The 21418-nt window shown below is 66.6% G+C and carries 21 protein-coding genes; 18 read left to right on the forward strand and 3 right to left on the reverse strand.

Features of this window, described 5'->3' with window-relative positions; genetic code table 11:
- On the reverse strand, positions 1–1034 hold a 1034-nt coding region (locus tag LJE63_02965), incomplete at its 3' end, for a (Fe-S)-binding protein (GenBank protein MCG6905561.1).
- Between the two features lie 591 nt (positions 1035–1625).
- On the opposite strand from LJE63_02965, the gene LJE63_02970 reads away from it, so the two are divergent.
- The 3 genes from LJE63_02970 to LJE63_02980 all read left to right on the forward strand — a co-directional run bounded on the left by LJE63_02970 (position 1626) and on the right by LJE63_02980 (position 5378).
- Positions 1626–3719: a transporter substrate-binding domain-containing protein gene (locus LJE63_02970; GenBank protein ID MCG6905562.1), complete on the forward strand. Its 2094-nt coding sequence runs from the start codon at positions 1626–1628 to the stop codon at positions 3717–3719.
- Between the two features lie 163 nt (positions 3720–3882).
- On the forward strand, positions 3883–4359 hold the full coding sequence (gene bcp, locus LJE63_02975; GenBank protein ID MCG6905563.1) for a thioredoxin-dependent thiol peroxidase: 477 nt from the start codon (positions 3883–3885) through the stop codon (positions 4357–4359).
- Positions 4356–5378 (forward strand): histone deacetylase, encoded by a 1023-nt coding sequence (locus LJE63_02980; protein MCG6905564.1) that lies wholly within the window; start codon positions 4356–4358, stop codon positions 5376–5378. The genes bcp and LJE63_02980 overlap by 4 nt, the downstream gene beginning before the upstream one ends.
- A gap of 133 nt (positions 5379–5511) precedes the next feature.
- On the opposite strand, the gene ssb is transcribed toward LJE63_02980, so the two are convergent.
- Positions 5512–5973 carry a single-stranded DNA-binding protein gene (gene ssb, locus LJE63_02985; protein ID MCG6905565.1) on the reverse strand — a complete coding sequence of 154 codons (462 nt, stop codon included), beginning with the start codon at positions 5971–5973 and terminating at the stop codon, positions 5512–5514.
- A gap of 264 nt (positions 5974–6237) precedes the next feature.
- Here ssb and LJE63_02990 point away from each other — a divergent pair, with 264 nt between their 5' ends.
- The 8 genes from LJE63_02990 to LJE63_03025 all read left to right on the forward strand — a co-directional run bounded on the left by LJE63_02990 (position 6238) and on the right by LJE63_03025 (position 12978).
- Complete coding sequence (locus LJE63_02990; GenBank protein ID MCG6905566.1) at positions 6238–7191, forward strand: DMT family transporter; 954 nt, start codon at positions 6238–6240, stop codon at positions 7189–7191.
- Entirely contained in the window at positions 7188–8420 is a 1233-nt protein-coding gene (locus tag LJE63_02995) for an RNA methyltransferase (GenBank protein ID MCG6905567.1), read from the forward strand. The genes LJE63_02990 and LJE63_02995 overlap by 4 nt, the downstream gene beginning before the upstream one ends.
- Positions 8421–8556: 136 nt before the next feature.
- Entirely contained in the window at positions 8557–9306 is a 750-nt protein-coding gene (gene gpmA / locus LJE63_03000; protein MCG6905568.1) for a 2,3-diphosphoglycerate-dependent phosphoglycerate mutase, read from the forward strand.
- A gap of 32 nt (positions 9307–9338) precedes the next feature.
- The gene (locus LJE63_03005; GenBank protein ID MCG6905569.1) at positions 9339–9653 is read left to right on the forward strand and encodes an antibiotic biosynthesis monooxygenase; all 315 of its coding nucleotides are present in this window, start codon (positions 9339–9341) and stop codon (positions 9651–9653) included.
- On the forward strand, positions 9646–10452 hold the full coding sequence (locus LJE63_03010; GenBank protein MCG6905570.1) for a TatD family hydrolase: 807 nt from the start codon (positions 9646–9648) through the stop codon (positions 10450–10452). Before LJE63_03005 ends, LJE63_03010 begins: the two co-directional genes overlap by 8 nt.
- Positions 10453–10480: 28 nt before the next feature.
- Entirely contained in the window at positions 10481–11200 is a 720-nt protein-coding gene (locus tag LJE63_03015; protein MCG6905571.1) for a single-stranded DNA-binding protein, read from the forward strand.
- Positions 11201–11289: 89 nt separating this feature from the next.
- A complete protein-coding gene (locus LJE63_03020) occupies positions 11290–12348 on the forward strand; it encodes a cation diffusion facilitator family transporter (GenBank protein ID MCG6905572.1) in 1059 nt (352 codons plus the stop codon).
- A gap of 93 nt (positions 12349–12441) precedes the next feature.
- Positions 12442–12978 (forward strand): VUT family protein, encoded by a 537-nt coding sequence (locus LJE63_03025; GenBank protein ID MCG6905573.1) that lies wholly within the window; start codon positions 12442–12444, stop codon positions 12976–12978.
- 67 nt (positions 12979–13045) lie between these two features.
- On the opposite strand, the gene purB is transcribed toward LJE63_03025, so the two are convergent.
- Positions 13046–14398, reverse strand: coding sequence for an adenylosuccinate lyase (purB, locus tag LJE63_03030; GenBank protein ID MCG6905574.1), 1353 nt, complete (start codon positions 14396–14398; stop codon positions 13046–13048).
- A 255-nt stretch (positions 14399–14653) separates the two neighbouring features.
- Between purB and LJE63_03035 the strand changes: the two genes are divergently transcribed.
- The 7 genes from LJE63_03035 to LJE63_03065 all read left to right on the forward strand — a co-directional run bounded on the left by LJE63_03035 (position 14654) and on the right by LJE63_03065 (position 21408).
- Positions 14654–14812, forward strand: a complete 159-nt coding sequence (locus LJE63_03035; protein MCG6905575.1) for a hypothetical protein — start codon at positions 14654–14656, stop codon at positions 14810–14812.
- Positions 14767–16299 carry a membrane-bound lytic murein transglycosylase MltF gene (mltF, locus tag LJE63_03040; GenBank protein MCG6905576.1) on the forward strand — a complete coding sequence of 511 codons (1533 nt, stop codon included), beginning with the start codon at positions 14767–14769 and terminating at the stop codon, positions 16297–16299. The genes LJE63_03035 and mltF overlap by 46 nt, the downstream gene beginning before the upstream one ends.
- Complete coding sequence (locus LJE63_03045) at positions 16283–17233, forward strand: hypothetical protein (GenBank protein MCG6905577.1); 951 nt, start codon at positions 16283–16285, stop codon at positions 17231–17233. Before mltF ends, LJE63_03045 begins: the two co-directional genes overlap by 17 nt.
- Before the next feature lie 68 nt (positions 17234–17301).
- Positions 17302–18099, forward strand: coding sequence for an SDR family oxidoreductase (locus tag LJE63_03050; protein MCG6905578.1), 798 nt, complete (start codon positions 17302–17304; stop codon positions 18097–18099).
- Positions 18096–18668: a peptidyl-prolyl cis-trans isomerase gene (locus LJE63_03055; GenBank protein ID MCG6905579.1), complete on the forward strand. Its 573-nt coding sequence runs from the start codon at positions 18096–18098 to the stop codon at positions 18666–18668. Before LJE63_03050 ends, LJE63_03055 begins: the two co-directional genes overlap by 4 nt.
- Before the next feature lie 5 nt (positions 18669–18673).
- Positions 18674–19912 (forward strand): lipoprotein-releasing ABC transporter permease subunit, encoded by a 1239-nt coding sequence (locus LJE63_03060; protein ID MCG6905580.1) that lies wholly within the window; start codon positions 18674–18676, stop codon positions 19910–19912.
- A 116-nt stretch (positions 19913–20028) separates the two neighbouring features.
- Positions 20029–21408, forward strand: a complete 1380-nt coding sequence (locus LJE63_03065) for an RtcB family protein (GenBank protein ID MCG6905581.1) — start codon at positions 20029–20031, stop codon at positions 21406–21408.
- Positions 21409–21418 lie beyond the last annotated feature (10 nt).

Here is a 21418-nt window from a genome sequence, read left to right on the forward strand (position 1 = left end):
CCGCCGCCGCAGCAGAAATTGTTGGAGCGGTTGGGGCTCATGTCGACGAAATTATCCGCGCCGATGCAGGCCTTGACGACCTCCCGCAGGTCCTCGGCCAGCGGATCGCCGAAGCTCTTGCGCACCTGCTGGCAGGGGTCCTGAACGGTGAACTTGATTTTCAGGTCCTGGTTCCAGTCGGCGCTCACCTTGAGCTTCCCTTCCCGCAGCCAGCGCGCGTAGTAGCGGACCATGGGCGCGATCTCGAGATCGGTTTGAATCCCGTGGTGCTTGGCCCCGTGCCAGACCGAGTAGGTGGAGTGGCCGCATTCGGTGTTGAGATAGACCTTGCAGCCCAACTGCTCGGCGCGCCGGATGGTGGTGGTGGTGATCTGCTTCCAGCTTTCGTCGTCGGCCAGGAACATGCAGTAGTTCTCCCCGCCCCAGCCGGTGCAGCTGTAGGTCCAGTCGGCGCCGACGATGTGCAGGATCTTCCACAGCGGCACCATTTCATCGGGTTCAGTGACCGGCTCGCGCGAGTTCTGGGAAAGAAAAAAATGGGCGCCCTGCTTGTCGATGGGCGCCTGGAGATTCTCCCAGCCGGGCTGGTTTTCGCGCACTTCCTCCAAGACGTCCTCCACCACGAAGCGAAAATCCTCTTCGGGTGTTCCCATGGCGCTGCAGCTGTTGTTGCGCAGGGCCATGTCACAGGAGCCGAGTATGCCCTTGGGCCGCGTTTCGCGCGGCCACAGCTTGCGGGCTTCGTAGACCAGGCCCGGAATGTTGATCTCCATGGGGCAGACATAGGTGCAGCGGGTGCACAGGCTGCACATCCAGACCCAGGGGTGCCCGGTGATAGCCTCGTCCAGGCCGAGGGCCGCCAGCCGCAGGAATTTGCGGGGGTCCATCCCCTCCAGGCCGGTGGCCGGGCAGCCTGCCGAGCAGGCCCCACAGGTGAGGCACAGGTTGAGGTTGCAGCCCGCGGGCAGCAGACCTCGCACCTGGTCCATAACCATCCCGTGCTTCTTTTTGCCCAGTTGTATCGCTTCCGTCATCGCTGCTCCTTTCGGTGGCCGCAGGGGCGGCCGTTGCCGTCAGCCTCGACTAGGCAAAGCCGCAGGAAAAGCCTCATGGTGGGGCACGAAAATGAACGGGCAAACCGATCGGGCGGGCTGAATTCGAATTGGGTCATTCAAGACGGGGGGGCATCCGCCGGCCAGCCGGTTTTACCCTGTGCCTGCCATCCCGGGCGGCACTCATGGTGCTTGCTCAGGTAAAACCGGAAAACCGTTTCATTCGAAAACCCCTGGAAGAGAGAGACAACGAGGCGATGATCATGACGCCAGTATTTAGAAGGATTGGAAATTCAAGTCAATTTGAAAATATCAATATAAAAAATCTAATCAATAGAAAATTTCTATCGTTTTGCCTTTGCAGCGGATGGCGGGACCCGGCGGGCCGGTTTTTCAAGCCGTCTGCCGCAAAATCCGATAGGGAAGTACTGGACCGGTTGCCCCTGGTCCCCGTGGCCTTCCGGCCCCCGCCTGAATGCCACCGGATTTTTGGCGGCCTGCGGCCCCTTTGCAGAGATGGCCTCAGGTCATCCCTCCGGCGGCCGTCTCCCTGTATCATGGAGGAGGGGTGCCATGCGCTTTCACCTACCGTCCATCCTGGCGCTGCTCTTACTGGCGGCCGCTCCCGTGCAGGGCGGTGACAGACTCATCCGGGTCGGCGTCTACGACAGCGTTCCCCTGGCCTACACCGATCAAAACGGGGTTGCCGGGGGGTTCTATGTCGATCTGCTGGCCCACATCGCCCGTCAGGAGGGCTGGCGGATCGTCTATGTTCCGGGAACATGGCCGGAGTGCCTCGACAACCTGCGCAACGGCCGCATCGATCTGCTGGGGGTGATCGCCCACTCCGCGGAGCGCGCCCGGGCTTTCGACTACAACTACGAGAGCGTGTTCACCGATTGGGGGCAGGTCTACGCCAACAAGCGGGTCAGGGTCGAATCCCTGCTGGATTTGAGCGGCAAGAAAATAGCGGTCCTGATGGATGACATCTATTTCCTCAACCTCAGGAAAATCCTCGACCAGTTCGAACTCAAAAGCCGCTTTATCGAAGCCTTCGAAAACGAAGACGTCCTGAAACTGGTGGAAATCGGCAAATGCGATGTCGGCCTGGTGAACCAGTCCTACGGTTTTCACCACGAGAGCCGCTACAGGATCGTCAAAACCCCCATTATCCTCAGCCCCCAGAAGCTCTTCTGGGCCGCCCCCAAAAACCAGGAAAAAGAGCTGCTTTTCCGCCTGGACCACCACCTCAAGCGGCTCAAGGCCAACGAAAAATCGGTCTATTTCCGGAGCCTCGGGAAATGGTTCGGCATCGGGACCAAGCCCGTCGTGCCCGCCTGGGCCCGCTGGGTGCTGCCGGCCCTGGCGGCTCTGGTGCTGCTGGCCGCTGCGATTCTTTGGATTTTCAGACGCCAGCTTCAGGCGCGCACCCGGGAGCTGGTGGAGAACAACCGGCGTCTGTCTTCGGAGATCCAGCAGCGCCGCCGGGTTGAGGAAGAGCGGGAGGCCCTGGCCCAGAAGCTTCAGCTGGCGCAGAAAATGGAGGCCATCGGGACCCTCGCCGGCGGGGTGGCCCACGACCTCAACAACATTCTCTCCGGGATCGTCAGCTACCCGGAGCTGCTGCTGCTGGACCTGCCCGAGAATGATCCGCTGCAGGCGCCGCTGCGGACCATCAAAACCTCCGGCGAGAAGGCCGTGCGCATCGTCCAGGACCTTTTGACGCTGGCCAGGCGGGGCGTTGTGGCCACCGAGGTGGTCGATTTGAACCAGGTAATCGAGGCCTACCTGATCAGCCCCGAGTTCCAGAAGCTGCTGGCCTATCACCCCCGGGTGCGGCTGGAAAAAAACCTGTCCCATGACCTGCCGAACATTCAGGGGTCCCCGGTTCACCTCTCACAGACGGTCATGAATCTCGTCTCCAACGCCGCCGAGGCCATGCCCCACGGCGGCGGGATCCGGGTGGCGACCGAAAACCGCCGTCTGGACCGGCCGGTCCAGGGCTACGATGAAATCGCCGCCGGCGATTACGTCGTTTTGACGGTCGCCGATGACGGCATCGGCATCTCCAGCGAGGACCAGGAGCGCATCTTCGAGCCCTTCTACTCCAAAAAGGTCATGGGGCGCAGCGGCACGGGGCTGGGGATGGCGGTGGTCTGGGGGACCGTCAAGGACCACCATGGCTATGTGGACATCCGCAGCAGCGAAGGGCGGGGCACCTCGATTTCGCTCTACTTCCCGACCACCCGCCGGGTCCTCTGCGCGGTGGCCGGGTCCGTCGCCCTGGAGGCGTTGCGGGGCGCGGGACAGAGGGTGCTGGTGGTGGACGACCTGGAGGACCAGCGCATCATCGCCACCCGGATGCTGACCAAACTGGGCTACCGTGCGGCCAGCGTCGGCGGCGGGGAGGAGGCCCTGGCTTACATTCGCGAGCGTCCTGTCGACCTACTGGTGCTGGACATGATCATGGGCCCCCGCATGGATGGGCTGGAAACCTACCGCCAGATTCAAAAAATCGCCCCCGGCCAGAAGGCCCTGATCGCCAGCGGTTTTTCGGAAACCGAGCGCGTCCGGGCGGCCCAAGCGCTGGGGGCCGGGCAGTACATTCGCAAACCCTACACCTTCGAAACCATCGGCCTGGCGGTCAAAAACGCCTTGGCCGGCTAGCGGCCACCCCTTCCCCGGCCGGCAAGCGCCCTCTACCAACAGCCTGAAAACAAATGTAAAAAATTGGTTTGAGACGGTTTGACAGCGCCGGCGGGGGTGCTTAATAAATTCTTGTTTGAAAACCATGGCAACCCCAAAATCAACCCCCAACCGGGAGGTCACCATGTCAAACCCACTGCAGGCCGGCGCCCGGGCGCCCCAGTTCACGCTCAACAATAAAGACGGCAAGGCCGTCAGCCTGTCGGATTATGACGGCAAATGGCGGGTGGTCTACTTCTACCCCAAGGACAACACCTCGGGTTGCACCCAGGAAGCCGTCGACTTCAGCGCGCTTCTGCCGGAATTCGAGAAGGAGGGCGCGGTGGTTTTCGGGGTGAGCCCGGATTCGGAGAAATCCCACGCCCGCTTCGCCGAAAAGCACGGCCTTAAGGTGGAGCTCTTGAGCGACCCGGAGCACACCGTCATGGAGCGCTACGGCGTCTGGCAGCTCAAGAAGATGTACGGCAAGGAGTACAAGGGAGTGGTGCGGTCGACCTTTCTGATCAACCCGCAGGGTGTGGTCGAGAAGAGCTGGGAGAAGGTCAAGGTCAAAAACCACGCCAGCGAGGTTCAGGCGGCCCTCTGCGAGCTCAAAAGGTGATTCTTCACGACCCCAATCGCCGACTGAGCCTGAGGGACTTCGGCATCACGATTCCCATCGCCGACGATCGCGCCGAAAAAACCCTGGCGCTCCTCAGGGCCCACCCCTGGTTGGGGCCGCGGGCCGTGCGCTGGTACCGCACCCCGGCGGCCGAGCGGATCACCCGCGCGGACCTGTGCCGGGCGCACAGCCCGGCGTATGTGGAGCGGCTCTTCGGCGACGGCCTGGAGGGGGAGATCGTGCGCACATACGAGCTGGTGGATGCCCGGGGGCGCCGCCACCGCTACCATCCCGAACTCGCTCGGCAGCCGCTGCGCGGGATCCTGGAGCGGACCCTCGGGATCGTGAGCGGCACCTGGCAGTGCTGCCGGCTGGCTCTGGCCGAAAGTTTTTGCTTTTACTTCGGCGGTGGCATGCACCACGCCCAATGGGATTTCGGAAACGGCTTCTGCCTGCTGAACGACATCGTCGTCGCCATCCGCAAACTGCAGGCCGAGGGCCTGGTGCGGACCGCCTGGGTGGTGGACGTGGACGCCCACAAGGGCGATGGCACCGCCGCCCTGACCAGCGGCGACCCGAGCATCGTGACCCTCAGCGTCCACATGGCCCGCGGCTGGCCCCTGGACGGGTCCCCCCAAAACCCCGATGGCACGCCCAACCCGTCGTTTATCCCCAGCGACATCGACATCCCCATCGAATCCGGCGAGGAGGACCACTACGTGGCGCGCCTGGCCGCGGGGTTGGAAGAGATGGCCGCACGGCTGCCGGCGCCGGAGATCGCCGTGGTGGTCGGCGGCGCCGACCCCTACGAGAAGGACGGGCTGCCCTCCACCGCCGGCCTGAACCTCACCCTGGCAGAGCTCGGCGCCCGCGACCGCCTGGTCTACGATTTTCTCAAGTCCCGCCGAATCCCCCAGGCGCACCTCATGGCCGGCGGCTACGGCCCCCACGCGTGGGAGGTTTACGCCCAGTTTTTGCCCTGGGCCCTGCTGGACCACCTTGGCGCCGGGGCCCCCTGACGGGCGGCCGCGATCGGCATTCACCGCCGCCCGACGGCGCTCATGCCCCGAAACAGCTCGGGCCCTCAACCGTGCTTGGGGTTGAAGGCCCGAGGAGTTTCAACCGGCCGCTTGTTTGTCCACCGGCCTGGTCTCAAAACGGGATGTCGTCATCGGTGGTGTCGGGGTAGGGCGGCCCGGGATAGTCGCCGCCGCCGCCCCCGCTGGCGCCGCCGCTTCCACTGCCGCCCCCGCCGGCCATCGGGCGGCCGGCCTCCTGCTGGTTGCGGTCGCCGAGGAACTGCACGTCGCCGGCGACGATCTCGGTGGTGTAGCGGGTCACGCCGTCCTTTTCCCAGCTGCGGGTCTGGAGGCGGCCCTCGATGTAGACCTGGCGCCCCTTGGCAAGGTATTTACCACATATTTCCCCCAGGCTGCCGAAGGCCACGATGCGATGCCATTCGGTGCGCTCTTTTTTCTCACCCGTGTTCTTGTCCTTCCACTCATCGGAGGTGGCGATGCTGAAGTTGGCGATGGCGCGTCCGTCGGTGGTGTAGCGAACCTCGGGGTCGCGGCCCAGCCGTCCGACCAGAATGACCTTGTTGATGCCTGCCATGTGCGGCCCTCCCTGTGCCCAAAGGGTTTCATTCCATGCGTGCACGCGGGCGCAGCGGCCCGCTCTCAGCTCTTGTTATCGAAAAGCCTGCGGGATGTCAAACCCGGCCGGGACCGCCTTCGGCCGCCGAATTCGATTTACAACCGCCGCCCAACCCTGTTAGAGGAACCTCATCTGCACGGCCTTTGGCCGCCGTCCGTTGCAAGGCCGTGCGGCCGGACAAAGCCACCCAGAATTGAACTCTTACCGGTGCCGAAAGCGCCCATGAAGGCCAAATCCTCTCTCCCCATCGTCAACCCGGGCTACCTGTATGTCATGCTGGCCGCAATTTTATGGGCCACCTCCGGCACGGCCGCCAAAATGCTCTTTTCCCATGGGGTTTCGCCCTTTCAGCTGGTCCAGCTGCGTCTGGGGATCGCCAGCGCCTTTCTCTTCGTCTGGCTGGCGCTGCGGCGGCCCGCCCTGCTGCGGATCGCCCGGCGCGATCTGCTCTATTTCGCCCTGCTGGGCGGCGGCGCTCTGGCCGCCGCCCAGTTCACCTACCTTTTCGCCATCAGCCGGATCAACGTCGCCACCGCCATCCTGCTGCAGTACCTCTCACCGACCTTCATTGCCCTCTACGCCGCCGTCTTCACCCGCGAGTACCCCGACCGCACCACCCTGACCGCCATTTTGGGCGCGGTGGCCGGCTGCTACCTGGTGGTCGGGGCCTACGATCTGGACGTGCTCTCCCTCAACACCGTGGGCATTTTAAGCGGTCTGATGTCGGCGGCGACGTTCGCCTGGTACGCGATCCAGGGGGAGTTTGGCATGCGCCGCTATCCGCCGCTGACCGTGCTTTTCTACGCTCTGCTGTTCGCCTTCCTGACCTGGAACCTGCTGCAGCCGCCCCTGGGCGCCTTTTTCGGCCCCTATGGGCCGGCGGACTGGGGCTGGATCCTCTACATCGGGGTGATGGGCACGCTGCTGCCCTTCGGCTTCTTTCTCCAGGGGGTCACCCGCATCCGCGCCACCCGCGCCAGCATCACGGCGACCCTGGAGCCCATTGCGGCAGCGGTCATTTCCTATTTCCTGCTCGGAGAGGCCCTCTCCCCGCTGCAGCTCCTGGGCGGTGCGCTGGTGATTGCCTCGGTGGTGCTGCTGCAGGTCCGGCATGAGCTGGGGCCGGCGGCCCCCGGCCATCCGGTGGGCGGGCCGGTGGGGGCGGATGAGGGATGAAACCCGCTGCTGGTCAGGCCCTGCAAAGACGGACCAAACGCCACGTCGCCGGTCCGGCCCACACCTTTTTCGTGGTGGCCGCACCGGGGCTTGAAGTCCTCTGCCGGCGGGAGCTTGGGGCCCTTTTTAACGACGGCCGCAGTCTCACGCCGGTTCACGGCGGGTTGGTCTTCCAGGGGCGCCTGATGGACCTCTACCGAGCCAACCTGCAGCTGCGCACCGCATCCCGCGTGCTGATGCGCCTGGCGGAGTTCAAGGCCGGCGGCTTCGGGGCATTGGAAAAGCGGCTGGCCGAGATCCCCTGGGAGCTTTACCTGCCGGCCGGGGAGCTGCCGGCCGTGCACGTGACCGCGCGGCATTCCCGCCTCTACCACAGCCAGGCGGTGGCCGGGCGTGTCCGCGGGGCTGTCGCCGAGCGGTTTGCGGCCTTGGCTGTCACTTCCGCCGCCTCGGGCGACCTCGCCGCCCCCCAGCAGCTGTTTGTCCGCCTGCTGGACGATCGCCTGACCCTCTCCCTGGACAGCAGCGGGGAGAACCTCTACAAGCGGGGGATCAAGACCCACGGCGGCCGGGCGCCGCTCAGAGAAACCCTGGCGGCCGCGATTTTGCTGATCGCCGGCTTCAGCGGCGCGGAGCCGCTGCTGGACCCGATGTGCGGTAGCGGGACTTTCTGCCTGGAGGCCGCCCTGATGGCGGCTGGTATTGCGCCCGGGCGCCGGCGGGAATTCGCCTTCATGCGCTGGCCGGCCTTTGCGCCCGCCCGCTGGCGCCACCTGCTGCGGGAGGTCGATGCCGCCACGGCCGTCCCCCAGGACCGCCGGATTTTCGCCCTGGACAAGTCCCCCCGGAGTGTCGCGCGCCTTGCATACACCCTGGAAACCGCGGGGCTGGCGGACTGGGTCAGGGTGGCACAGGGCGATTTTTTCGATCTGGACCCGCACTCCCTGGCCGCTGCCCCTGGGCTGGTGGTGATCAACCCGCCCTACGGCCGTCGCCTGGGAACGCCGGCGGCCAGCGCGGATCTCTTTCAGCGGATCCTGGATCGGCTGCAGGCGCTTTACCGGGGCTGGCGCTGTGCCGTGATCGCGCCGGAGCGGAAGCTGGTCGAGGCCCTGCCGTTTGCGGCGCGCCTGCATCCCCTGCCCCACGGGGGGCTGCATCTGACGCTGCTGGTCGGCCGGATCGGCCGAGGGCCATCGCGTTCCGCCGGCAAACGGCTTGATTTTTGATTCTGCCCGTATCATGATGAAAATTGATCGGGAACCGGTCGCCGCGGATCCGGCGCCTCTTCAGCGCCCCTGCCTGCCCGAACCGCAGCGGTCCACCCCCGCTAACCCCAACCGCCGCCAGGGAGGGCCCCCCGAAATGTTCCAACTCGTATTGCTGCGACACGGCGAGAGCCTCTGGAACCGCGAAAACCGCTTCACCGGATGGACCGACGTGGACCTGACCGCCGAAGGGATCGCCGAGGCCCGGAAAGCCGCCGAACTTCTCTCGGCCGAGGGCTTCACGTTTGATGTGGCCTACACCTCGGTGCTCAAACGGGCCATCCGGACCCTGTGGATCGTGATGGACGCCATGGACCTGATGTGGATTCCGGTGATCCGCAACTGGCGCCTGAACGAGCGCCACTACGGGGCGCTGCAAGGTCTCAACAAGGCCGAGACCGCCGCCCGCCACGGCGAGGAGCAGGTGCACGTCTGGCGCCGCAGCTACGACATCCCCCCGCCGCCGCTGGACCCCCGGGACGAGCGCCACCCCGGCCGGGACCCCCGCTACCGCGACCTGGCCGCCGGGGAGATCCCCTGCACGGAGTCCCTCAAGGACACCGTCGGGCGCTTCATGCCCTATTTCCACCAGGAGATCGCGCCGGCCGTCCGCCAGGGCCGCCGGGTGCTGATCGCCGCCCACGGCAACTCCCTGCGGGCACTGGTCAAACACCTGGACGCGCTTTCCGATCAGGCCGTCACCACCCTCAACATCCCCACCGGGGTGCCCCTGGTTTACCAACTGGACGATTCCCTCAAGACCATCGGCAGCCGTTATCTGGGCGACCAGGCGGCTGTTCAAGCCGCCATCCAGGCGGTGGCCGAGCAGGCCAAAAAACAAACCTGAGCGCGCTGTCTGCACGGCGCAAGGAGGTTGTCATGCTGGCCAAAGTACTCATCAAACGGCGGTTTAAAAAAGGGACCGACAAGGAAGTCCTGGCGTTATTAAACGAGTTCCGGGCGGGGGCCATGAACCAGCCGGGCTACATCACCGGCGAGACCCTGGTGAGCAGCCGCGACCCCCAGACCCTGCTGGTGATCGGCACCTGGCAGGATATGAACTCCTGGCACCGCTGGAAGGAGAACCGGGCCCGGCGGACCTTCGAGGCCATGATGGAAATCTACCAGGAGGGGCCGACCCAGTACGAGGAATACTTTCTGGGGGTTCCCGGCGATCAGGGGGACGATGCGTGAAGAGACCCCGCCCGCCGCTGATCGGGGCGCCGCGGCCGTGATCGTCGATACCCACGCCCATCTCTGCGACCCGGTTTTCGACGGTGACCGCGAGTCCGTTCTGGCCCGCGCCCGCGCGGCCGGGGTCGTCGCGGTGGTGGCCGTATCCGAAACCCTGACCGACGCCCGGCGGACCCTGGAGCTGGCCGCGCGCTTCCCGGAGATCAAGCCGGCTGTGGGGCTTTACCCGGCCCATCTGGACCTGGAAGCGGCGGCGGCCATAATGGCCCTGATCCGCCGGGAGCACCACCGTCTGGCGGGAATCGGGGAGGTCGGGCTGGACTACCGGCTGGTGGCGGACGCGGACGACCGGGCGCGCCAGCGTGAGATCTTCGCCATGTTCATCGCCCTCGGCCGCGAGCTGGACCTGCCGCTCAACGTGCACTCCCGCTCCGCCGGGCGCCAGACGGTGGACCTGCTGCTGGCCAGCGGGGCTGCCAGAGTCCAGCTGCACGCATTTGACGGCAAGGCCGGCGCGGCCCTGCCGGCGATTGCGGCCGGCTATTTTTTCTCGATCCCGCCCTCGGTAGTGCGCTCGCGCCAGAAGCAGAAGCTGGTCCGACGTCTGCCCCTGGACTGCCTGCTGGTGGAAACCGACAGCCCGGTCCTGGGGCCTGACCCGAGCCTGCGCAACGAACCGGCCAATGCCGCAGCCGTGATCGCCGCTCTGGCGGAGCTCAAGCAGGTGCCCGCGGCCGAGCTGCGCGCCGCCCTTTACGCCAATACCCGCCGGCTCTACGGGCCGCGGGTCGCCCCGTGAGCCGGCCGGTCGCTTGGAGCGAGACCCCATGACCCTTGCCCAGATCACCCAGGAGTTGATAAGAGACCTCCAAGGCCTGCGCTTCGGGCCGCCGGTGAGCCATGTCTATAACCCGCTGATCTACGCCGGCGAGGCCTACGCCCACTACCTGACCCTCTACGGGCAAGCCCCCAAGGAGGTCCTGCTCTTGGGCATGAATCCCGGCCCCTGGGGGATGGCCCAGACCGGCGTGCCCTTCGGTGAGGTTCGCCTGGTGCGGGACTGGCTGAAGATCGCGGCCCCCGTCGGGGCACCGGCCGCAACCCATCCCAAGAGGCCGGTGACGGGCTTTGCCTGCACCCGCAGCGAAGTCAGCGGCGCCCGTCTCTGGGGCTGGGTGCGGGAGACCTTCCAGACGCCGGAGCGGTTCTTTGCGCGCTTTTTCGTGGCCAACTACTGCCCCCTGATCTTCATCGAGGCCGGCGGCCGCAACCGCACGCCCGACGCGCTGCCCGCGGCCGAGCGCCTCCCGCTGCTGGCCGCCTGCGACCGCGCCCTGCGCCGCACTGTGGCCGTGTTAAAGCCGCGCTATGTGGTGGGGGTCGGAAAATTCGCCGCAACCCGCGCCCTCCAGGTGCTGGCGGGTCTTCCGGTGGTCATCGGGCGCCTGACCCACCCCAGCCCGGCCAACCCGGCCGCCAACCGCGGTTGGGGTGCGCTGGCCGCCCGCGAGCTGGCCGACCTGGGGATTTCCCTGGAAACCCCGTGAGACCCCTGAAGGAGGGCTGCTGCCGCGCGCCGTGGTGCCGGTGGCGGTCTCCATCAGGTCTTCGGGCCGGCAGATCGGACGTGATCCACATGACAGCTCAAGCCACCCAAGAACCCGCGCCTGTCACCGGCCGGCATCTGAAACTGCGCATCCTAGCGATCAGCCTGTCCTTCGGCATCGGGGCGCTGCTGCTGGTCATCAAGTTCTACGCCTACCGTCTGACCCACTCCTCGGCGGTGCTCTCCGATGCCCTGGAATCGATCATCAACGTCGTCGCCAGCGCCTTTGCCCTGGTAAGCGTGATCCTGGCCGCCAAGCCCGCCGATGAGAGCCACCCATACGGCCACGGCAAGATCGCGTTTTTCTCGGCCGGTTTCGAGGGGGCCCTGATCATCGTCGCCGCCCTGGGGATTTTCAAGGTGGGCATCACGGGGCTGCTGGCGCCGCGGCCCCTGCCCGCGCTCCAGGCGGGGCTGCTTTTGCTGCTAGCGGCCAGCGGCGTCAACCTGTTGCTGGGGCTGGGGCTTGTCAAGGTCGGGCGCCAAACCGATTCCCTGGTGCTGGTGGCCGACGGCCAGCACCTGATCACCGATGTATACACCTCGGCCGGGGTGTTGGCGGGGCTCTGGCTGGTCCACCTGACCGGCTGGTACTGGCTGGACGGGGCCATCGCCTGCCTGCTTGGCCTGAACATCCTGGTGATCGGTGCGAAGCTGGTTCGGCAGGCCTTTTCCGGGCTTATGGACGCTGCCAACCCCCAGCTCCTGGAGCGCATCGCGGCCCTGATCGAGCGGCACCGCAAAGCGCTCTGGATCGACGTCCACCAGCTGCGCGCTTGGAAATCCGGGGATTACGTGCACATCGATTTCCACGTGATCCTGCCCCGAGACCTCTCCCTGGAAAAGGCCCACCGCGAGGCCGAGGCCCTGGAAGCCCTGCTGATGGCCGAGTTCGGCCCCCAGGCCAGCGTGCTGGTCCACATGGACCCCTGCCGGGAGCCCGAATGCCCGGTCTGCCGGAAGACCCGCTGCGAGCTGCGCACGGCCGCGGCCGGACCGCCGGTGCCGTGGGACCCGGGCGATATGACCGCCAGCGGGCGGCCGGCCGAACGGCGCGCCGGCTCACCGGGTCGCGGCCGCGGGGATTGACTTTTGCCGTTGGCGCCGTTAGAGGTGGGGGCTCAGCAGGCGGCACTGGGAAGCGCCGCCCGGAATTACCCCACCACCACAGGAGCCATCCCCGTGAAGCGTTCCATGTCGATCTACATCGCGGCCGTATTGATCGCGAACTACACCGCCACCTGGTTTATCCCCCTGCCGCTCTTTGGTCTGGTTTCGGTGGGGACCCTGGTATTTGGCATCACCTTCACCCAGCGCGACCGGGTCCACCGACATGGGCGCAAAGCGGTCTACACCATGATCCTTGCGGCCGCAGCCGGCATGGTGCTCGAGTCCCTTCTCCTGGGCGTCCCGTGGCGGATCATCAGCGCCAGTTTCATCGCCATCGTGCTCAGTGAAACCGCCGACACCGAGGTGTATCAGAAGCTCCTGGCGCGCCCCTGGCTGCAGCGGGTGACCGGCTCCAACCTGGTCAGCATCCCCCTGGACAGCGTGCTGTTCAATCTCATCGCCTTTGCCGGGGTGTTTGCCCCGGGCATGCTGACGGCCATTGTCTTCGGCGAGATCGTCGCCAAGTTCGCCACCGGCGGCCTGGTGGCCCTCTACAAGGTCCCTGTCGAGGGGCGGTGGCAGGCGGCGGCCGGCCCGCTGGCGAAATAAACCGACCCCGCGCGCAAGCCGACGGCGGCCTGCGCACAGCCATTTGAGGGCCGGCCCTGCCATGGGGTCAGAAGGGCAGGATGCCGGTGTAGTTGCCGGGGGTGATGCGCCGCAGCTCGGCTTTGACGGCCTCCGGCACCGCCAGGGTGGCGATGAAATCGGCGATGGCGCGGCGGTCGATGGTCGCGTGGGTCCGGGTGAGGGCCTTCAAGGCCTCGTAGGGCTCGGGGTAGCCTTCGCGGCGCAGGATGGTCTGGATGGCCTCCGCCACCACCGCCCAGTTGCGCTCCAGGTCGGCCGCGATGGCCGCCGGGTTGAGGATCAGCTTGCCGAGCCCCTTGGAAAGGGATTTGAGGCCGATCAGGGTGTGGGCGATGGGGACTCCGATGTTGCGGATCACCGTCGAGTCGGTCAGGTCGCGCTGCAGGCGTGAAATGGGCAGCTTGGCCGCCAGGTGGCTGAAGATGGCGTTGGCAACGCCCAGGTTGCCCTCGGAGTTTTCAAAATCGATGGGGTTGATCTTGTGGGGCATGGCCGAGGAGCCGATCTCGCCGCTGCGGATCTTCTGCTGGAAATAGTTCAGCGAGATGTAGGCCCAGATGTCGCGGTCGAGGTCGATCAGGATGGTGTTGATGCGCTTGAGGGCGTCGCACAGGGCCGCCAGGTTGTCGTAGGATTCGATCTGGGTGGTGACCGGGGTGCGCTGGAGGCCTAAAGCGTCCGCGACCAGGCGGTCGGCAAAGGCCATCCAGTCGATTTCGGGGTAGGCCACGTGATGGGCGTTGAAGTTCCCGGTGGCCCCGCCGAACTTGGCCGAAAAAGGGATGGTTTGCAGGAGCGCCTGCTGCCGGCGCAGCCGGTCGACGAAAACATAGAGCTCCTTGCCCAGGCTGGTGGGGGAGGCCGGTTGCCCGTGGGTGCGCGCCAGCATGGCGACCGGCTTCCATTCCTCGGCCTTGCGGGCCAGGGCGGTGATGACCTCGTTAAGGGCAGGCTCCAGAACGGCCTGCCAGGCGGCTTTGAGGGCATAGGGCAGGGCGGTGTTGTTGATGTCCTGGGAGGTCAGTCCGAAGTGGATGAACTCCTTGAAGGCCGAAAGCCCCAGGGCGTCGAACCTTTCCTTGAGGAAATACTCGACCGCCTTGACATCGTGGTTGGTGGTCGCCTCGATGGCCTTGACGCGCGCAGCGTCGGTGTGGCTGAAATTTCGGTAAACGGCCCGCAGCGCATCCCGGCGCGCCGCATCCAGGGCCCGCAGGGGGGGCAGCGGCAGTTCGCACAGGGCGATGAAATACTCCACCTCCACCAGCACGCGGTAGCGGATCAGGGCGCCTTCGGAAAAATAGTCGCCGAGGCTCGCGGTCACGCGCCAGTATCGGCCGTCCACCGGGGATATCGCCTTGAGTGCGAAATCGTCCATGCCGGTTCTTTCATTCTGGTTTGATGGGTTTAAAGGACTGTCGCGGCAGCCGGCGTCCATCCGCTTGGCGGCCGCGCGGCGACCTGCGCCCCTGCTGTGACGGTATATAGAACCCGCGCTGGGGTTGTCAACCGTCTGTGCCGCGGCGGGTTTTTTGCGGCAGGCTTCCGATCAACCCCCGCCTTGCCGGGGTCGATACGCTTAAAAGGGCCGTGCAGCGGTGCCGGGCCGGGGAGTCAAAAAAGGAGCATGGCAATGGTGGCCTATGGGCTGTGGGGGCCGCCCGCGGGGCGGGCCAGGGTTATGGCGGCAGGGCTGCGGGTGACGGCATCGGTGGGCGTCTGCCGGATGTTTTTGGTCGCCCGGGAGTGCTTTCGCGACCGCTTGCTAAAGCACGCGCCGGAGGCTCCCTGAGGGTCTGGCGCGGCATAGAGGGTCTGCGGCCCAGGCCCAGGTCGTTTGCAACCCCTCTTTGGCATCGCCGGGGTGCAATCCGGTCCCTGCTGCTGGCCGCCGTCTGCCTACTGGGGTTTGCCGGGGTCTGCCACGGGTGGCGCTTCCAGCACGAACTCGAGGTGATCCGCCAGCGGGGCACCCTGCGGGTGCTGACCCGCAACGCGGCCACCTGCTATTTCCGCGGGGCGCACGGCTACGAGGGCTTCGAGCACGATCTTGCCAAAGCCTTTGCCCGCCAGCTGGGGGTCCGTCTGCAGCCGGTGGTGGTGGACACCCTGGGGGAGATGGTGGAGCGCCTGATCCGGGGCGAGGCCGATCTGATCGCATCCGACCTGGTGGTCACCCCGGCGCTCAAAAAACGCGTCGTTTTCGGTCCGGCCTACCGCAAGGTCCGCCAGCAGGTCATCGGCCGCCGGGGCGCGCCCGCGATCACAGCGGTTGACGACCTCGACGGGCTCCCGATCTGGGTCAAGGCCGGCTCCGCCCAGCAGGGCCTGCTGGAGGAGCTGCGGCGGGAGCGGGGCGGGATTCGCTTGATGACGGTTTCCGGTTATGAAACCGAAGAGCTGCTGGAGATGGTCTGGCAGAAGATCATCCCGCTGACCGTCGCCGAGTCCAATGTCGTGGCCCTGAACCGGCGCTATTACCCGGAGCTTTTGGTGCACCTGGACCTCCAGGCCAACTGTGAGGTCGCCTGGGCCCTGGCGCCGGGAAGCCTCCAGCTGCAGAAGGCGGTTTATCGCTGGTTTGCGCGACCGGAAACCCGGGCGCTGCTCAAAAGGCTCGACCAGCATTACTACGGCCACCTGGAAGCCTTCGATTACGTCGACCTGGTCAAATTCCGCAGCCGCATCCAGACGCGGCTGCCGCAGTTCATCCCCTTTTTCCAGGCTGCGGCCGAGGAAAACGGTTTCAGCTGGCTGCTGCTGGCGGCCCAGGCCTACCAGGAGTCCCACTGGGACCCCAAGGCCAAGAGCTTCACCGGCGTGCGCGGGATGATGATGCTGACCCTTGAAACCGCCAGCGAGCTGGGGGTCTCCAATCGCCTGGATGCCCGGCAGTCGATCTCCGCCGGTGGCCGCTACCTGGCCGATTTGCATCGCCGCATCGACCCCGCGGTACCGGAACCGGACCGGACCTATATGGCGCTGGCGGCCTACAACGTCGGCTTCGGCCACCTCCAGGACGCCCGCCTGCTGGCCGGCCGACTGGACAAGGCGGCCGACACCTGGCCTGCGGTTCGCGACACCCTGCCGCTTTTGCGCCACCGCAAGTACTACCGCGACCTGGCCTATGGCTTCGCCCGCGGCGACGAACCGGTGCGCTACGTGGATGCGATCCGGACTTACAACAAAATTCTGGCGCAGCAGCTGGCGCGACTCGCCGCCCGTCAGCCCATCGAAAGAAGTGAGGTGATGTCAACCGGCCATGGCGACACGCAGTGAGCGCCCAGACGCGGCCCCCACGGCCGCAGCGGTGCACCTCGCCGGAACGCTCGGCCGGCTGGGGGCACTTTACGGCCTCTGGTGGCTGGCCGCCCTGCTGATCCAGACCGCTGGCGCGCCCCTGCGGGCCCTCGGGCCGTCTTTCGGAGCGGCCGCGGCGGTTTTGGCCACGGTCTGGGTCGCGGCCCAGTTCACCGCGGGCTTTGTTGTCCAGCTGGCCCCACGGTTGCACCGGCGCCCCCGGCGGCGGATCGTCCTGATCGTCGGCAGCATCGGCGTGGGCCTGATTTTCTGGCTGGTCGAGCGGCTTGGCGGCGGCATCCACCCGCTGCTGGCGCCGCTGGGCAGCGCCAATCTGGTGGTCTTCGCCTGCCTGGTGGGCACCTGGCTGCCGGATGGGCTGCGGCGGCCGGCGGAGCTGGTGCCGGTGGGGGTCCTGATGGCCCTGGTGGACGGCGCCAGCGTGCTGGCCGGACCCACCCGGCGGATTGCGGAAAGCATTGAAACATACTATAAGGGGGGCATGACCGGCCCCCTGCCGGCCGGGGACGCGCTGCTGGTCAAGTCCGCCTTTTGGGGAAGCGGGGGCCTGCTGCCGATTTTCGGCGTCTCCGATTGGATCATGGTGGTCTTCCTGACAGGTGCGGCACTGAAGTTCGATCTGACCGACAACCTGGCCCCGACACCGCTTGGCGCCATGGTCCGGCGGGGCCGGACGGCGCTTTTTTTTCCGGTTGCGGCGGCGGGTTTGACCCTGGCCGTGTGGGTGGCCCAGTTCAGCGGGCGCCCCGTGCCGGCCCTGCCGCTGGTGGCCCTGGCGCATCTGGGCTGGTTCCTGCTGCGCTATCCCCACACCCGCCGCCTGAGCGCCGGCGACCGCCGTCTTTTGCTGGGGCTGCTGGGCATCGCGGCCCTGGCCTGGGCGGCCTGGTGAATTTAACCCCCACGGGCCGCCCACGGGCGCCGCTGCGGCGGATTCCCATCGAAATTCAGGAGAAGCGGATGAACCAGACCGTTTTGATCACCGGCGCCTCTTCCGGTTTTGGCGCGAGCAGCGCCCGTCTTTTCGCCCGCCAGGGCTGGCGCCTGGTGCTGGCCGCCCGGCGCACGGAGCGCCTGGAATCCCTGCGGGCCGAGCTGGGCCACAGCGTCCCGGTGCACCTGCTGGTCCTGGACGTCACCGATCGCCGGGCGGTCGCGGCGGCCCTCGGCGGGCTGCCCGATGACTTCGCCGCGGTGGATCTGCTCGTCAACAACGCCGGGCTGGCGTTGGGCCTCGACATGGCCCCGGAGGCCGATCTGGACGATTGGGAGACCATGGTGGACACCAACATCAAGGGGCTGCTCTACTGCACCCGGGCCCTGCTGCCGGGCATGCTGCGCCGCGGCCGGGGGCACATCATCAACATCGGGTCCATCGCCGGGGATTGGCCCTATCCCGGCGGCAACGTCTACGGCGCCACCAAGGCCTTCGTCAAACAGTTCTCCCGCAATCTGCGGGCCGACCTGCACGGCAGCGGCGTGCGGGTGACCAGCATCGAACCGGGCCTGGCGCAAACCGAATTTTCCCAGGTGCGCTTCAAGGGTGACGCCGGCAAGGCGGCCGGGGTCTACCGCGACACCCAGGCGCTGACGGCCGAGGACATCGCCGAGATCGTTTTTTGGGCGGCCACCCGGCCGGCCCACGTCAACATCAACCGCGTGGAGGTCATGCCCACCGGCCAGAGCTGGGGGCCGCTGCCGGTCCACAAGAACCCGCAGCCGACTGCCGGCGGAACGGTTCGAGGAGAAGTGCGTTGAAAATCAAAATTGCGCTGCTGCTGTCGTTCTGGCTGTCGGCGGCCGGCTTCGTCCAGGCCGCCGAAGACCCGCCCCGGGTGCGGCTGGAAACCAGCATGGGGGCCATCGTCTTGGAGTTGGACCCCCGGGCCGCGCCCCAAACCGTGGCCAATTTTCTGGACTACGTGCGTGAAGGGTTTTACGACGGGTTGATCTTCCACCGGGTGATCAAGGGCTTCATGATCCAGGGCGGCGGGATGACCCCCGACATGGCGCCCCGGCCGACCCGCGCGCCGATTCCCAACGAGGCGGCCAACGGGCTGCCCAACCGCCGCGGCAGCGTCGCCATGGCCCGCACGGCCGACCCGCACTCGGCCACGGCCCAGTTTTTCATCAACACCGTCGACAACCCCTTTCTCGACCACCGCGCCCCCACCGGGCAGGGTTGGGGCTACTGCGTCTTCGGCCGGGTGGCGGTGGGGATGGATGTCGTCGCGGCCATCGAGAGCGTGGCCACCGGCCGGCGCGGGGGCCACGGCGATGTCCCCCAGACGCCGGTGGTGATCCAAAAAGCCGTGCTGGAGCCCTGATCCGAATGTCGTTTGAGCGCTTCATCGGTCGGCGCTACCTGCGGATCCGGCAGCGGGAAGCGTTCATCTCCATCATCACGGTGCTCTCCGCGGCCGGGATCGCCCTGGGGGTCATGACCCTGATCGTCGTGCTGGCGGTCATGGCGGGGTTTGAGGCTGATCTCAAGTCGCGGATTTTGACGGTCGAACCCCATGTGCTGGTGATGCACCACGGTGGCCCGCTGACCGGCTACCGCGCCCTGGGAGAGAGGCTGGCAGGCATCGACGGGGTCGTCTCGGTGACCCCTTTCATCTATGCCCAGACCATGATGCGCTCGGCGGGTGGCATGTCCGGCGCGGTTGTGCGCGGGATGGCGCCGGATGCGCCGGTTCACGGGCTTCTTAGCGCGGACGGCCTTGCGCTGCCGCTTGAGTTGGCGCGCTACCAGCGCCAGGCCGGCGCGGGCGCCGCGCCCGGGATCATCCTGGGCCGGCTACTGGCCGAAAATCTCAAGGTGGCGCCGGGAGAGGCGGTCTTTCTGATTTCCCCCCGGATTTCGGGCGCCGCGGCCGGCCAGGTGCCGGCCATGAACCGCTATGTGGTGGCCGGGCTCTTCGAGTCCGGGATGCACGAATACGACTCCCACCTGGCCTACGTGGCGCTTGCCGAGGCCCAGCGGCTGCTGGCCATCGGGGATGCGGTCACCGGTCTTGAGGTGCGCGTGGATGACATCTACCGCGCCGCTGAGATTGCCGCACGCGTCAACAGCATCCTGGGCTTTCCCAACTGGGCGCGCGATTGGATGCAGACCAACCACAACCTCTTCGCCATGCTCAAACTGCAGAAGGCCGTGATGTTCATCATTTTGATTCTGATCGTGCTGGTGGCGGCCTTCAACATCTCCAGCACGCTGATCATGATGGTGATGGAAAAGACCCGCGATGTGGCCATCCTGAAGGCCATGGGGGCCACCAACCGCAGCATCCGCAAGATCTTCGTCTTCAAGGGGATGGTGATCGGCGCCGCCGGCACCCTGATCGGCGGCCTGCTGGGGTTTCTGCTCTGTCTGCTGCTCAAGCGCTACCGCTTCATCGAGCTGCCCGGCGACGTCTATTTCTTCACCACCACCCTGCCGGTGCGGGTGGAGGCCCTGGATGTGCTGGCGGTGACGGCCGCCAGCCTGCTGATCTGCTTTCTTTCCACCCTCTATCCGGCGCGCCAGGCCGCCCGGCTGCAGCCGGTCGAGGCGCTGCGCTACGGTTAAGCCCACGCGAAATCCCGTTTGGGCGCCGGCGCTCTGAGCCGTCGAAAGGAGGGGCCGTGTCCGCTGATCTTAGAAAAATCGACGACTTTCGCTGGGAGCTGCCGCAAACCGGTTTGATGCGGGTTCCCGGGATTATTTACGCCAGCGCCGCGATGCTGACCGGCAGCGGCCAGGCCGAAAGCCTGCAGCAGGTGGCCAACGTCGCCACCCTGCCCGGCATCGTCAAGGCCTCCCTGGCAATGCCCGACATCCACTGGGGCTACGGTTTCCCCATCGGCGGGGTGGCCGCTTTCGACTGGGAAACGGGGGTCGTTTCCCCCGGCGGGGTGGGCTACGACATCAACTGTGGCGTGCGCCTGGCGGGCTCCGCGCTTCTCGCCGAAGACCTGCGGCCGCGGCTGGAGGACCTGGTCAACGCCCTTTACCAGCAGATCCCCTCGGGGGTGGGGTCCACCGGACCCGTCAAGCTGAACAGCCGCGAGGAAAAAAAGGTGCTCTCCGAGGGCCTCCATTGGGCGCTGCGCAACGGGTTCGCCAGCCAGCGCGATTTGGACCACACCGAGGAGGGCGGCTGCCTGGCCCAGGCCGACCCGGAGCTGCTCAGCGAGCGGGCGCTGGAACGGGGCAAAAACCAGCTGGGCACCCTGGGCTCCGGCAATCATTTTCTGGAGGTCGGGGTCGTGGAGACCATTTTCGATGAGGCGGCCGCCCGGGCTTTCGGTCTTTTCGAGGGGCAGCTGACCCTGATGCTGCACACCGGCTCGCGCGGGCTGGGCTACCAGGTCTGCGACGATTTCCTGGCCGACATGACCCGGCACCTCAAGGAGTTGGACTTTCCGCTGCCGGACCGCCAGCTGGCCTGCGCCAAAATCCAGTCGCCCACCGGCCGGCGCTATCTGCGGGCCATGGCCTGCGCGGCCAACTACGCCTGGGTCAACCGCCAGATTCTGATGCACCGCGCCCGTGAGGTGATCATGCGGGTTCTCGGCATCGGTCCCCGGGAACTGGGGATGGAACTGATCTACGACGTTTGCCACAACATCGCCAAGCGTGAAGAGCACGTCGTGGACGGCCGCCGGCAGGTGGTCTGCGTGCACCGCAAGGGGGCGACGCGCGCCTTTGCCCCCGGCCACCCCTCGCTGGCCCCGGAATATCGCGCGGTGGGCCAACCCATCATCATCCCCGGCGATATGGGCACCGCCTCCTACGTCCTGGCCGGCACCCAGCGGGCCATGGCGGAAACCTTCGGCTCCACCTGCCACGGGGCCGGGCGGGTGCTCAGCCGCAACGCCGCCATCAAGGCCAGCAAGGGCCGGGCCGTGTATCGGGAGCTGGAAGACCGGGGCATCCTGGTGCGCTGGACCGGAAAGTCCACCCTGCGTGAGGAAATGCCCGATGCCTACAAGGACATCGACCAGGTGGTGGCGGTGGTCCACGGCTCGGGAATTTCGCGCAAGGTGGCCCGCCTGCGGCCCATGGCGGTGGTTAAAGGTTGACGCCCCGCCC

This window comes from Desulfobacteraceae bacterium (assembly GCA_022340425.1).
In the GTDB taxonomy this organism is placed as follows: Bacteria; Desulfobacterota; Desulfobacteria; order Desulfobacterales; family JAABRJ01; genus JAABRJ01.